10 protein-coding genes are annotated in these 14,780 nt (G+C 40.5%); 6 read left to right on the forward strand and 4 right to left on the reverse strand.

Annotation, left to right across the window (positions count from 1 at the left end):
• The first annotated feature begins 331 nt into the window (after nucleotides 1-331).
• Together C427_RS16565 and C427_RS16570 are read left to right on the forward strand one after the other, a co-directional pair.
• Nucleotides 332-2,812 (forward strand): TonB-dependent receptor, encoded by a 2,481-nt coding sequence (locus tag C427_RS16565; RefSeq protein ID WP_007638011.1) that lies wholly within the window; start codon nucleotides 332-334, stop codon nucleotides 2,810-2,812.
• A 177-nt stretch (nucleotides 2,813-2,989) separates the two neighbouring features.
• Entirely contained in the window at nucleotides 2,990-3,550 is a 561-nt protein-coding gene (locus C427_RS16570; protein WP_007638012.1) for a glutathione peroxidase, read from the forward strand.
• Between the two features lie 425 nt (nucleotides 3,551-3,975).
• Here the strand turns inward: C427_RS16570 and C427_RS16575 are convergent, their stop codons facing one another.
• On the reverse strand, nucleotides 3,976-4,260 hold the full coding sequence (locus C427_RS16575; protein WP_007638014.1) for a hypothetical protein: 285 nt from the start codon (nucleotides 4,258-4,260) through the stop codon (nucleotides 3,976-3,978).
• 159 nt (nucleotides 4,261-4,419) lie between these two features.
• Between C427_RS16575 and rimO the strand changes: the two genes are divergently transcribed.
• Together rimO and C427_RS16585 are read left to right on the forward strand one after the other, a co-directional pair.
• Nucleotides 4,420-5,856, forward strand: coding sequence for a 30S ribosomal protein S12 methylthiotransferase RimO (rimO, locus tag C427_RS16580; protein ID WP_007638016.1), 1,437 nt, complete (start codon nucleotides 4,420-4,422; stop codon nucleotides 5,854-5,856).
• 12 nt (nucleotides 5,857-5,868) lie between these two features.
• A complete protein-coding gene (locus tag C427_RS16585; RefSeq protein ID WP_007638018.1) occupies nucleotides 5,869-6,321 on the forward strand; it encodes a DUF2721 domain-containing protein in 453 nt (150 codons plus the stop codon).
• 2 nt (nucleotides 6,322-6,323) lie between these two features.
• Here the strand turns inward: C427_RS16585 and C427_RS16590 are convergent, their stop codons facing one another.
• Genes C427_RS16590 through C427_RS16600 form a run of 3 tightly spaced genes read right to left on the reverse strand, consistent with a single transcriptional unit; the run spans nucleotide 6,324 to nucleotide 12,936 of the window.
• The gene (locus tag C427_RS16590) at nucleotides 6,324-7,259 is read right to left on the reverse strand and encodes an AEC family transporter (protein WP_007638019.1); all 936 of its coding nucleotides are present in this window, start codon (nucleotides 7,257-7,259) and stop codon (nucleotides 6,324-6,326) included.
• A gap of 35 nt (nucleotides 7,260-7,294) precedes the next feature.
• Nucleotides 7,295-11,176, reverse strand: a complete 3,882-nt coding sequence (gene tamB, locus C427_RS16595) for an autotransporter assembly complex protein TamB (RefSeq protein WP_007638020.1) — start codon at nucleotides 11,174-11,176, stop codon at nucleotides 7,295-7,297.
• Nucleotides 11,173-12,936: an autotransporter assembly complex protein TamA gene (locus C427_RS16600; protein WP_007638021.1), complete on the reverse strand. Its 1,764-nt coding sequence runs from the start codon at nucleotides 12,934-12,936 to the stop codon at nucleotides 11,173-11,175. The genes tamB and C427_RS16600 overlap by 4 nt, the downstream gene beginning before the upstream one ends.
• Nucleotides 12,937-13,120: 184 nt before the next feature.
• On the opposite strand from C427_RS16600, the gene C427_RS16605 reads away from it, so the two are divergent.
• The gene (locus C427_RS16605) at nucleotides 13,121-13,891 is read left to right on the forward strand and encodes an SDR family NAD(P)-dependent oxidoreductase (protein ID WP_007638022.1); all 771 of its coding nucleotides are present in this window, start codon (nucleotides 13,121-13,123) and stop codon (nucleotides 13,889-13,891) included.
• Nucleotides 13,869-14,777 (forward strand): amidohydrolase family protein, encoded by a 909-nt coding sequence (locus tag C427_RS16610; protein WP_007638024.1) that lies wholly within the window; start codon nucleotides 13,869-13,871, stop codon nucleotides 14,775-14,777. Before C427_RS16605 ends, C427_RS16610 begins: the two co-directional genes overlap by 23 nt.
• The last annotated feature ends 3 nt before the right edge of the window (nucleotides 14,778-14,780 follow it).

A 14,780-nucleotide genomic window follows, 5' to 3' on the forward strand; every position in this document is an offset into this window, starting at 1 on the left:
GTCGGCTTTTTTTATCTAAAAACAGCAACCTTAGCAGTCATTATGCTGCAGCTTCAATTAATACCCGCCTCGTTAAATACCAATTTAAATAATTACCCAAATATTTATAACGAAAACAGCACTCGCAACTCACATTTATAACTGAGCGCTATTTTGTCTAATCACATAATTAAATTAACAAAATAACAACAACGGTAACAATTTATTTACTTTTGAAGTACTCTAATAAAGTTACAGGTCTAATGAGTGAATATTTTTGGCTTTATAGCCGATCGGGAATTCACTGTTTGGCATTTGTATAATAAAAGAGTCAAATGAGAGGAAGAAATCAATGAATAAAAATACTTTCCATAATTTCCCACAAGCAAACAAAATATTTCAAAAAACACTCTTAGTTTCAGCGATATTAGGCGCGTTAAGTGCGACGTCCTTGCAAGCCCAAGAAAGCGATACTAATGACGCCGATGATGGAGGTATTGAAAGGATATTCGTTACTGCATCTAAGCGACAGACCGGTTTACAACAAACCCCAATAGCGGTCACAGTAACCAGCGGCGAAACAATAGAACAAGCCAAAGTACTGGATATCGGTGATTTACAGGTATTGGTTCCCACTTTGAGGGTCACACCGTTACAGCGTTCGACTAATACTAACTTTGCCATACGTGGATTTGGCAACGGCACCAACAATACCGGTATTGAACCTTCAGTAGGGATTTTCATAGACGGCGTTTACCGTTCTCGTGCAGCCGCCCAAATTGGCGATTTACCCAGACTTCAACAAGTAGAAGTATTAAGTGGCCCACAAAGTACTCTCTTTGGTAAAAATGCTTCCGCAGGTGTGATTAGTGTTCGTACCGAAGCTCCTTCCTACGATTTCGAAGGAAAAGTAGAAGCTGGGATTGGCAATTATAATCAGCGACAACTGCGCGGCTATATATCCAATGGTATTACTGATGAACTTGCTTTCAGCCTGTCCGGTGGTATAAATACGCGCGATGGTTACACAGACAGTCTTGTTGGGCTTGATAAGATAAATGACCGAGACCGCTGGAACCTGCGTGGACAGATGCTTTATGAGCCAATGGAAGATGTGAAATTCCGCTTAATTGCCGACTACAGTGAAATTGACGAAATCTGTTGTACTACCGCCGGTTTTGAAAATGGCCCTACAGCATTAGCGATTCAAGCTCTGGGTGGCATAGTGACTGACGATGCAGACCCGTTTTCTTTTGAATCAGCGTTAAATGCTAGTCCACACGATACAGTGGAAGACGGTGGTATATCCTTGCAAGCCGACATCGACTTTGATGACTTTGCGTTTACCTCTATCACCGCTTTTCGTAACAACGAATCTGATTACATAAATGACGTTGATTTTACTTCTTTGGATATTCTTAGAGAAACGGCTGCCACCAAAATTGAAACATTTACACAGGAATTTCGCCTCACATCTAACGGCGACAATAAACTCGACTGGATGATCGGTGGATTTTACTTTGACGAAAAAGTAACGACTGGCGACGACTTAATTTATGGCGACTTAGTCAGAACTTACTTCGACGTATTACTCTCCTTTGATCCTGCCACAGCGGGTATACTTGGTACCCTTGAAGGATTATTCCCTGCCCTTAATGAAGGTGATATTTTTAAGGCAAATACCTCCATAGTGACAGACTTCACTCAGCAAAATGATGCCTATTCATTTTTTGTTAACTTGGATTATCATCTAACAGAAGACTTCACCGCCACATTGGGTGTGAGTTATACCAAGGATGAAAAAGAAATTACAGTCAAGCAGCAAAACAACGATTTACTTTCTCAAGTGGATTTTGACGCTGACCTCACTGTTTTTGGTGCCACCTTAGTGCAGGTAGGCTTTCCAGCCGCCGCTATTGGCGGTTTAAAAGCCCTTCAGTTTCAACCGCAAATGCTTGAACTGCCTAATCCTGTGGAAGCTAACACCAGCGATGATGACAAAATTACATGGTCGCTTCGTGGCGCATATACACTCAATAAAAATGTTAACTTCTTTGCTACAGCAGCAACGGGGTTCAAAGCCACGTCATGGAACCTGTCCCGTGACACCCGTCCCTTTGCTAGTGATGCAACAGCTATTGCTGCAAATAGCAGTTTAGTTCTTCCCAATCAAGGATATGGTACCCGATTTGCGAGCCCAGAAAAGGCTACTGTATATGAATTAGGTATTAAGACTAGCTTCCGAAATGGTGCATTTAGTGCCACGATTTTTAACCAGACTATTGAAGGTTTTCAATCCAGCATATTTGTAGGAACGGGCTTTGTACTCTCCAATGCTGGGGAACAGAATACAGTGGGTATCGAATTTGATTCTATCTACCGTCCCACTGACAACATATCATTGACATTTGCAGGTACACTTCTTGACCCCGAGTATGTTTCGTTCGTTAATGGCACAGATGAGAATGGTCCTGCAGATTTATCCGGTACCACAGTCCCAGGTGTTCATGAGCAAAGTATCGTTGCTGGTATTACTTATGATTTAGAGTTTGACAACGGTATATATGGTTACCTGCGCACCGATTATATCTATGAAAGTGATGTTAGGGTTGTTGGAAATATTCCAGATACTGTAAGACGTGAAGTCAGCACATTTAATGCAAGCGCTGGTCTAAATTTCGAAAACGGATTGATGCTTCAAGTTTACGTACGTAACCTTAATAATGATGAATATTTTCTGACATCTTTCCCACGTCCAATTCAGACTGGCAGTATTCAGGTTTACCCAAATCAGCCAAGAACATTTGGCGCAAGTATCGCTTATGAATTTTAACTAAGCATTTAACATCAACATTAAAGTCGACATCTGTCGGCTTTTTAATACCTGAAATAATAGAAAGTGATCCATAAAGCCATCTCAACAACTAAACACCAATAGGAACACAATTTCATCAATCAACCCCAAACGATAAATGCATGGTTTGGGGTTGATTAAAAAAGGCACAAAATAATGAAGTCATTAATTAACATTAAAACCATCGTTGCTATTGCGTTATTATCAGTTACCTCTGTTAGTACCCATGCCGCCGAGTGTCCAGATTTACTCAAGTTTGTAAAACGTAAACTTAACTCACAAGACACAGTCAATATGTGTGATGCCTATCAAGGCAAGACGATTTTATTTGTGAATACTGCCAGTTACTGTGGTTTTACTCCGCAGTTTGAAGGTCTAGAGACTCTATATAGCAAATACCAAGACAAGGGATTTGTAGTACTGGGGTTCCCGTCGCATGACTTTAACCAAGAAGATAAAAGTGAAGTCAAAACAGGGCAAATTTGTCGTTTAACCTATGGGGTTAAATTCCCTATGTTTGAGGCGATGTCAGTTAAAGGTGATGATGTTGACCCTCTATACCGGATGTTAGCGAATAAATCTGGCCAAGCGCCGAAGTGGAACTTTTTTAAATATCTAATGGATAAAAATGGCAATGTTGTTAATGCTTATGCCTCAGCAGTAAAGCCTACAGATGAAGCATTAGTAGGTGATATTGAAAAAGCTCTGCAGTTATAAATCACCATCGACATTTGAATTTTGAATTTTGAATTTTGAATTTTGAATTTTGAATTTTGAATTTTGAATTTTCACCTTGGTAAAATAATTATTAGTTGGCAAGGCTTTTGAGGAGTTTTTGCCAATTAAAACATTCGTAATATAACTTTTAGAGAATAGCTATTAGTAAAAATCACCAGCATTACTGCCGTTTATACCACAAAACCTAAAGGGCCAGGTGCTGTGTTGAAATATTTTGAAGTTCTGATTTGGATTGAAAATTTGTCCATGATCCAGACGAAAATCACTATAAACACGCCAAGTCGCAACAAAATAAAGGGCATTGAATTTTAATGAAGGAGTATCGAAATACCGTTTGCATAGAGTGATTAGAGGTTATCTCCATTCACACTATTTGATGGTTAGTCGGTCCAGAAAATCACATTTTAACTTAGTGGTTGTACTTTATCTTCCAAGGTCACCGTTTGAGCATCCACACGGTCAATAATTTTAATGATGGTAGTTTGTACCGTCTCATCCTTACGAATGTCTGTTTCGCTATTAAAAGTTTCCAACATAGGTTCGGCATTTTCTTGTTCAATAAAACCCACTTCCACTTTTGTGGCTAACGCTTCACTAGGGCCGAAGTATTGAATACTGATCATCGGATAACCATGAAAACCACGTTTAACCCGTTTGCTAATACGTTTTTGCGACTTGTCTAAGTTCATATTTAGTACCGTGGTTCGATTTATAGTGGATTATGATAACGGCTAAAGCATCTAAGGGGTAAATTTTAAGTATGTATTCGATAAAAATATTATTGCCCCTGACGTAAAGCGACCACTTAACGTATAATAACTTTAATTATGTTTGTTTAAGATACTGTCATGACTGTTGAAACGTTTACCCCCAATAAAACCACTACACTAGAAACCCCCATTAAAATATTAGAGGCAGACTCGCCTGTACAAAAAACTAAAGGCACGCGCATTGGCTTTGTAAGCCTTGGCTGTCCTAAGAATTTAGTCGACTCAGAACGTATTTTGACACAGTTACGCACTGAAGGTTATGACGTGGTGCCTACCTATAACGATTCAGACTTAGTGATTGTGAATACGTGTGGATTTATCGATTCGGCAGTTCAAGAATCGCTTGACACTATTGGTGAAGCTTTGGCCGAAAATGGCAAAGTGATAGTCACAGGGTGTTTAGGCATTAAAGAAGATGAAATACGTGAAGTACACCCCAATGTATTGGCGATCACTGGCCCCCATGCTTATGAAGAAGTGGTCAATCAAGTTCATCAACATTTACCTCAGCCTGAACATAATCCCTATTTGAATTTAGTACCGGATATTGGGATTAAACTTACGCCAAGGCACTATGCCTATCTGAAAATATCCGAAGGCTGTAATCACAGATGTACCTTTTGTATTATTCCTTCTATGCGTGGTGATTTAGTCAGTCGCCCTATTGGTAGCATTTTAGACGAAGCACAACGTTTGAAAAATGCAGGTGTAAAAGAGTTATTGGTGATTTCTCAAGATACCAGTGCTTATGGTGTAGATGTAAAAAACAAGACTGACTTTTGGAATGGCATGCCGGTCAAAACCGATATGAAATCACTGTGTGAAAAGCTCGGTGAAATGGGTATCTGGGTGCGTTTACATTATGTGTATCCCTACCCTTCGGTAGATAAAATTATGCCCTTAATGGCTGAGGGTAAAATTTTGCCTTATTTGGATATTCCTTTCCAACATGCCAGCCCACGTATTTTAAAACTCATGAAACGCCCGGCTGCGGCTGAACGCACTATGGATCGCATCAGAGCATGGCGTGAGGTGTGCCCAGATATTGTTATTCGTTCGACCTTTATTGTGGGTTTCCCAGGTGAGACCGAAGAAGATTTTCAGATGTTGTTAGACTTTTTAGATGAAGCTCAACTGGACCGTGTAGGTTGTTTTAAATATTCAGATGTAGATGGCGCAAAAGCAAACGATTTACCTGATCCAGTTAGCGAAGACCTCAAGCAGCTGCGTTATAACCGCTTTATGGAAAAGCAATCTGAAATTAGCACCGCTAAATTACAAGCTAAAATCGGCCTAGAATATCAAGTCATTATTGATGAAGTAACGCCAGAAGGCGCAGTGGGTAGATGTTATGCCGATGCACCTGAAATAGATGGTAACGTACATTTAACTGACGAATTTGATGTAGAGCCCGGCGACATTATCTGGGCACAAATCATTCATAGTAACGAATACGATTTGTGGGCAGTAAAAGTGGACGACGACGAAGACGTTGAACTAACCGAAGAATTGTAAAAGGACTTAGCTATGTCTTCATCCGTTACCGACCTTGCCCAAGTCATCCAAATCGTGGTGGCACCTGTATTTATGTTAACTGGTATAGCTGGCTTTTTAAATGTTATGTCGGGACGGTTAGGAAGGATTGTTGATAGAGCGCGTATAATGGAGCGCCGTGTAAGTACAATTAAGAACCCAGAATTTTTAGAACAATCAGAAAATGAATTAAAAAACATATGGCGCAGGATCAAACTGATTAATCGCTCAATTGGCTTATGTACCGCCTCTGCTTTGTTTGTATGCGCTGTAGTGGTGTTCTTGTTTTTGGGTGATTTATTGTTGTTTGACTTGAGTAAATTGATAGTCACACTGTTTGTCATTGCACTGTTTTTATTGATATTTGCCTTACTGACTTTTTTAAAAGAAGTACAGCTAGCCACGCGAACATTGCAAATGGGTAAAGAAAAAATCTTTGATGAATGACGCTATACCCATTGCATTTGACGCAGTAAAAACAACCCTAATGTTGAGCTAACAATCGACATAAAAGTACTGCCAGCTATAATTGCCGCTGTTAGATGATAATCGCCACCAATACTTCTGACCATTGGATAGGCGGCAGCGGCAGTAGGTGCAGCGGTCATCATAAATAGTACTCCAAGTTCATCACCCCTTAGCCCAAAATAAAAACCCAACCCCGTGGCTACAAAAGGTATAAACACAATTTTACTGCTTATTGCCCAATACAATAAGCGAGAAGAACGAAACTCTTGCCAACGAATAGTCGCACCTACACATAACAATGCCAAAGGTAGGGTCATGCTGGCGAGATAGTTACCCGTGTCTAACAGCAAACTAGGTAATTGAATAGGTAACAAAGCCGCCATTATTGCTAACGAAATAGCTATCGCTAGAGGATTGGTAAACACGCTGCGGGTTACCTCTTGTATGCTTGGCGTTTTTTCTTGATGATAATACAAGGTTAATATAGAAAATATGTTTAATGGCACCACCAGCACAGCTAAATACATCGACGCGATAGCCAAGGCTGACTCACCAAAAGCATTCACTGACAGCGCTAAACCTATGATCGCCATATTTCCTCTACAGGCACCTTGCACAAAAGCCCCTCTGGAAAATTTATTTGCGATGCCATAAGCTATAAAATGGAAAATGATAAATGCAACCGTCATCACACTAGCAGCAAAAACAATCAAAAACGTAGGAAAGTGATCGGTTAAATTAGTGGTAGCAATATTAACAAACAATAAGCAAGGCAACGTGAGGTTAAATACCAAGTCTGAGCCAGTCTTAGCAAAGTCGTCTGTTATCCAGCCGATTCGTTTTAACAAAATACCTAACCCAATGATTAGACTAATAGGAAGTGTTACGTCTAAGGCATAAACTAACGAGTCAAACACAGCAGTTGATCCTTTGAGTAACCGATAAAACTAGGCTAATCATCTTTTAATTGCTTATTTTGGCTACCTTCAATACTGAATTGATAGTAAATATCAATCGCATTACTGACCCCGCTTACCGCCTCAATATATAATCTGGGGATTAATTCATAGCGAATAGCTACTTCTGAAATAGAATCAAATACCCCTACCCCATAACGTAACTGAACCCCGGGCGCAATGGTACCGCTTAACGATAATTGGGTGCCGTCACCTTGGCCCGACGTATCTAGATTTACATCTTCAAAACCCAATTTGTTGCCTACTTTGCTAATCAGGTTTTCGCTTTGCCCTAGCCCTAACGACAACAATGCATTGGTTAAAATTGTGTCTTGACTGTCGCCACTAGACTGGCCCATACCTCGTCCAGTTAACATGTAGGACAAAATTTGTTGTTGCTCCATAACAGGTTCAGAAAACACACTGACGCTTGGGTTTTGTGCCGCACCTTCTACCCTGAGACCAGCCACTACACTGTCTAAGGTTAAATCCGGGTCTCGTACTGCTTCGATATTTAAAAATGGCCTGTCTAAGGAACTAGTAAAGAGAATATCCCCTTCACGAATAATCAAATTTTGACCATAAGCTCGATAACGACCATTTACCAACTGTACTTCACCACTCCCAAATATTTCACTTTTGTTATTTTGTAATCGCAATTCACCTTGCAAATCGGTGGTCAAACCAAACGCATCTAATTTAACTTCGTTGCTCCGTAGAGGATCGATGTTTAACAACACATTCAAAGCTAGTCTTTGTTGAGATGTTTCTTGTTCAGCCTGTTTTTCGACTAAAACCACATCTTTTGATGGCGAAATTGAGCCCTTAGGTAATTCACGCACTTTGACCCGAGCATAAGGGATCGTTAGTTCGCCATTTATCTCTACATTGTTAGGTTCGAACTTAAGATTGATATTTGGACTGACCTTTGCTTTGATCATACTTTGATAATCAAACTCCAATTCTTCACCCGATATATTTAAATGACCTTTAATCGCTGGTAACCAAGCAATATCACCATCCATTTGCCCCAGACCTTTGCCTAACTTATAACTGCCTTTAAACTCAGCATGTTGTCCTTTTAAGCTGATACCTTGCTCGATAGCACTTAACGCTACAGGCAATGATTCATCTTTTAACGCACCGTCGGCTAGCTTCAATTCGCCAGTCAGTAAAGGCTTGCCTAGTGTACCGTCAATCTGTGCTTGGCCATTTATAGCACCTTGTAATACATCTAGTTGTGGCACTAAGGCTTTAAATGCGGCTAAGTCAAAACGCTCAATCAACAAATCACCTTGTATGGGTCTGTTTAATGAGTCGGCATATACGCCAGACGGCCCCTGTATATTGGCACTCAAGGTACCCATTTTGTTACCAGACAAATTAATATTAGCTAGAATATTTTTTTGATTAATCTGTGCTTTAACTATCGTCTGGTCTAATGTCAGTTTCAGGTTATTCTGTTCACTGAAGATCCAATCACCTGGACTTAGACTGGCACTTAGGTTTGCATCAGGCAGCTGTTCAATATCCCAGTCGCCCGAGAGTTCCAGATTCAAACGACTCTTAGTTTGAATAGGGGGTATTTCAGGCATTAAGCGGCGAACAACTGAAAGTACGTCAAACTCTTTAAGTGACACATCCCAGACAGCTGTATTTTGCTTAAACTCAGCTTTTTTAACACACAATTCATAGTCGGTGTGACGCCAGCAGTGAGGAGCAATAAAGTATTGCTGTTTGCCCCAGTCAGCCTCAATTTTAAAAGGTTCAAGTAACGTTAAATTGGCATAAGATGATTTAATGTCACCTGCTAGCCAGTGACCTTGCCAAGACGTTTGATTAAGCTGTCCTTGAATACTTAAATTAACGCGGGTGCTTTGCCCACTGGTTGTTAAATCTAATTGATGATCACTGGCATCACCCCTTAATACTATTTTTGCGCTATCAACTTGGTTATTAATTCCTTGAATACCCATTAGTTCTAGATCTAAGGCAATCGGTTTTTGTTTGTTCCACTTGATCTCACCGTTACCCACAGCTTGCGCAACAAACACCTCTGAAAAGACTAAATCACTACCTGAGAGTGCATAACTGACTTCTGGCTGCTCAGTACTACCTCTAACCGTACCAGATAAATTGAGTGCCCCACCAAGTTTAGGAAGCGAATTAGCTAGGTCAGTTGCATCCAGCGTAAACTTAATATCAAGTGCTTGTTGCTTAGATACTGCGCCGTCTAAAAGTAATATATTGTCAGCATTTTTTAACGACAATGCACGCATTTGTAAACCGTCATGTTGATGATAATCAACACTGCCTGATGCACTTAAGGGGTAACCCTGCCATTGCCCGTTGATGTCTAACTTATCTAATTTGGCTTTCCAAACGCCTTGGCTATTATTGGCTTGGGTCAACACCACTCCATTGATATCTGCCACCAACTCAGGCCAAAAAACACTTGGGTCAATGTGGCTAATAGTAGCGTTGCCTTGCCAATCGATATACTCAGCAAAGGTTAGTTTGCCTTCAGTCAGTAATTGCCCCCCTAAGGTTTTTAGCAAAAACTGATTCAGTTCAAAGCTTTTATTTTGTGCAGTTGATGCAGCAAAAGCACTGAGGCTAATTTGGGTATCTGGGACATTCTTACCCGTCAACATAGTCTGAATCGTCATTTTCAGTGCTTTTAAGTCACCATGAATGTCAATCTCACCCTTCTCGGAAGTAAACTCAGGGTCTGCTAAAGGCCATTCTAAATGATCCCAATCTAGTCTTACTTTAAGCGGTAAGGTCGCTTTGGAAAGTTGAGCAGATAAATCCATTATTAGCTTTAAGGGCTTGGATTGAGAAGTCGGCGATGGTGCTGTAGCGGCTAACATTGACTCAGTTAATTCGACTTGTGAAGATAGTGAATGAATATTGCCTGATGAGCGTAATATTAGCTTTAAAGGTAGTTGCTGGAGCAATTGAGCATTAGCATCTACAGAAAACACATGCTCAAAATCACCACTTAATTGCACGTTACCTTTAGCTAATAATTGCCCATTTTCATGTTCTATTAGTAGTTCATCTAATTGCAGCTTTTTCTTACTGCCTTTAGCCTTTAGGCTGACCTTTTTAAAAGTAAACGCCTCTTGTCCTGCTAACTGCAGACTAGCGGTAGACATCTTAAATGCCAACACATCAAAATGAATAGGTAACACCATAGATAATGGAGTAAGAGGTTGATACTGCCATGTAGTCCAATCAAAAGGCTCAGCCTTAGTCACAACGGGTGGCGTTGGTGTGGCATAGGTAGTTAAATTAAATCCATCCAACTGCATTTTTTCTATGCGAAGCCGCTTATAGAAGTCCAATTTACCCGTCAGCTGCTGCCAAGTGATATCTGCTGTGTCTTGAATTCCAAGTGAAAATTTATTTAGATTGATATTTTGGACGGAAACAGGAAAAGGTAAAGTCATGGCTGACGTAGCGGGTTCTGTACTAGGTGATGGAGCCGTTGGTTTTAATTGCACAACCATTTTGTCTGTACTCAATGAGTCAATACACAGAGCAAGCCTCCATACGCAAGCCAGCTGAATTGATAGTTTTAAATTATCTATATCGATGTTGCTACCGGGTTGCTTCCATTTCACTGAAGACAAGTGCAACTTAGAACCCACACCGCCACTTAGGTAATCGACAGTCAACCCTTCAACTAGTCTATTACCCATGCCTACAACGGTTTTTGTGCCCCAAGGTGTCATTACAAGTCCTATCAACAGACATATGACAACCACTAAAACTAGCCAAAACTTGATAATAGCGGTGATGATTTTGCGGATTAAACTGGGCGTTCGTTGTGGTTTTTCAGTGTTTGTTTGAGCATTGGATACAGAGGTCATAAAGAAGGCCCCATGGAAATATGGAAATAACGTGTACTACCAAAATTACTCTTACCCTTCGCTAGGTATATGCGTACCGGTCCGATTGGGGAGATCCAAATAGCCCCAAATCCAATTCCGATAGCAGTATCTTTAAATAAATCATCGCTAGCATTGCCAGCATCCACAAAAGCGGCTGCGCGCCAATTTTCGGCAACTGGATAAGAATATTCAATACTTGCGACTGCCAAGTATTGGCCTCCAGTAAGTTCGCGCTCGCCATCGGTGTCGAGTTCAAATGGCGATAAAGTTTTGTAATCAAAGCCACGTACACTTTGATCACCACCAGTAAAAAAGCGTAAGCTCGAAGGGACTTGGTCAAAATCGTTAGTCACGATACCGCCAAGTTCAGCGCGCCATGAAAAACGATGTGCATCGTAACTTCTGACCCACTTTGAGGCTGCTGTCACCCTAAACATATTGATATCTGAAAATAGTGACTCAGAGGCAAACTCGGTAGTAATGGTTTGTTTATCACCCCAATTAATATCTAAACCGCCCATACTGCGTAATCGGCTAAAGGTAAAACCTGGTGTCAAAAGACGAGTTGTTTGTTCTGGTTCTAATCCCTGGATAAAGGTTTCCTGCTCAAGCCTGAGAAAAGCCGAACGTTGCCAATCAGAATGTTCAACTGTCCAATGCCGAGTAGCAGATAAAGACCACTTATGACTACTGGTGTCATTATCATTTTGTGCTTGATACCCCGCCTGATAACTCAAATAATTTTGAGTGGCGTCTTCCAATGGCACTTTATAATCAACAGCAACATATTGTTCTGGTGACGAAACATACACTTCGGCCCCGATAGAATGACCACTTTCATTTACCCATGGACGCTTCCATTTCCCGGTAAATCGGGGACCAACATCTGACGACACTCCAACTCCCACATCAAAGTTGTCTCTTGGCTTATTGGTTAAAATAACTTCGATAGGCACCACCGCATCGACTGCTTCTGCCACCAAAGGTCTAACAATCACATGGCGAAAGTATTGGGTTTCTTTAAGTCTTTGATTAAGTAAACCCAACTGACTGGCTTGATATAAATCGCCCGTTTTAAAAGGCGTTAAACTTTTTGTTAAATTTTGCGAGCGTGTGTCCTGACCAAAGCGTAACCTTCCAAATTTATACCGTAAGCCGCTTTGAATATGCAGGGTAATATCGGCAACATTTAGCGACTCATATACTTTTATAGTGCTTTGTTCAAATTCAAAATCAAAATACCCGCGTGATAAGGCTAAACTTCTTAGTTCATTTTTTGCGTTTTCGTAAATTGAATGTTCAAGAGGTTTACCCTGCTTAAGTTTGAAGGAGCTAAGTAATGTTTGGATTTCTTTATCCTGTACACCCTCCCCCTCAATTTTGATTGATAATTGCCTAACAAGGGTTATTGGCCCTAACTCAATCTGCAGGCTCCAATTTTTACTTTTGGTTAAATTATTCGACACCACATTTGGAGCAATAGCTACAGTAGATGCTTGGTAATACCCAAACACTTGAGTGGCTGCTGCCACTTTTAACGATAAACTTTCTTGATATTGCCTAAATTGATAACTAGCGCTAGGCATATCTAGGCTGTCGATATGTGCTCTGATATTTTTTAACACGCGCTCGTCTTCAATCCCTTTAATCTCGACTTCAGTTCCGTGTACTTCAAACAAAGCCAATAACAACAGGGATAATAAAAATAACGTTCTTAAAAAAAGGGTAGAAAGGAACAAAACTTCTCGCTTTTAAGATAGAGCAACGTTTGAAATATCAACAGCCCTAAAGTTACAAAATAATTCGGATGGTATTCTACAATAGCCCCGCGCCAGTGTATTGCACAAAAACAGAATTTACACTTGGTTGCTCAGTCATGTTGAATTACTCTTGTATGATGTTTTGGCTTTAAATTAAGTTCACATGTCTTCCCCAAAAAAAACCAATTTATTAGATAGACCAGTTTGTATTGTCACTGGAGGCAGTTTTGGCATAGGTCATGCCGTTTGTGAAAAGTTTAGCACTGCAGGTTACAGCGTAATAAATCTTGATATCCAAACCAATCCAGCACAATCAAAAGCAGTAGACTGGCTTAAATGTGACATATCAGCTTCTTCTGAAGTGAGTCACTGCATTAAACACATTATTAAGCAATATGGCAGAGTTGACTGCCTCGTTTCAAACGCAGGCATACACTTCTCTGGAAACATAGAAGACACCAGTGAAGAGGATTTTGAACGAGTATTTGGCTTAAATGTAAAAGGTGCTATTGCGGCGACTAAAGCTGTGTTGCCACAAATGAAATTACAACAAAACGGAGTGATTTTATATATGGCCTCTGACCAAGCGCTGATTGCCAAACATAACTCGTTTGCCTACAACATGAGCAAAGCCGCACTGGCATCGATGGCTAAAACCACTGCACTGGATTATGCTAAATTTCAAATAAGAGCTAACGCTATCTGCCCTGGCACCATAGAAACCCCTCTTTATCACAAAGCTATTAATAACTATGTCACTCAGTCTGGTGCCAATATTGACAAAGTTCATGCTGAAGAAGCTGCGCTGCAACCTATTGGCCGTTTAGGTCAAGCTAGTGAAGTGGCAGCTTTAACTTATTTTTTAGCCTCTGATGAGGCACGATTTATTACTGGCAGCTTGCAGGTGATTGATGGTGGTTATACGGCGCAATAGTGCGTCTATCGATATGACTGAGTCGCACCACAAAATCATCGATCCACATTTGCACTTATTCAATTTGGAACAAGGCGATTACGCTTGGTTAAAACCTCACCACCCGCCTTTTTGGCCCGATAAACATCTGATAAATAAAAGTTTTATCGAAACAGATTTATTGCTTCAGTCACCAAATCAACTGGCCGGATTTGTGCACATTGAAGCAGGCTTTGATAATCAGCAGCCTTGGAGAGAAATTGACTGGTTGCAAAAATATTGCTCCCTTCCCTTCAGATCTGTGGCCTTTGCCGATATCACCACTAAAACTTTCGCTGAACATATCGGATTGTTGAAACAACGAAAATCAGTGGTAGGTATTCGGCATATTCTCGATGAGCAGGCTGAACAAATTCTGACGTCTGAATTAATAGATCAACATTTTGCTCTGTTATCGAAATATGAATTCAGTTTTGACGCGCAATTATCACTGGCAGATGCACCCGCTATCGAACAGTTATCTAAATTGGCAACCAAGCATACAGCAATGCGTATCATCATTAATCATGGAGGGTCACCACCCGCCAACAACGATGCAAACAACCAAGAAAAATGGAAGCTAAATCTACAAAAATTGGTTAAGTGTGAAAATGTCGCGATTAAATTATCAGGCTGGGAAATGTCGAATAGAGACTGGCAACCAGAGCATGCCGCGAATGTAGTACAAGACTGCATAGCAACATTGGGCGATACAAGAGTGATGTTAGCCAGTAACTTTCCACTGTGTTTGTTATCAATGTCCTACACCGACTTATGGAATACTTACGCAGCATTACCTGAAATAAGTGCTCAATGTTTTGAAAAAATCACTTTCAGTAATGCTAAAAGTTGGTACCGTTTACCTTGAACA

This window comes from Paraglaciecola psychrophila 170 (assembly GCF_000347635.1).
Lineage (GTDB): Bacteria > Pseudomonadota > Gammaproteobacteria > Enterobacterales > Alteromonadaceae > Paraglaciecola > Paraglaciecola psychrophila.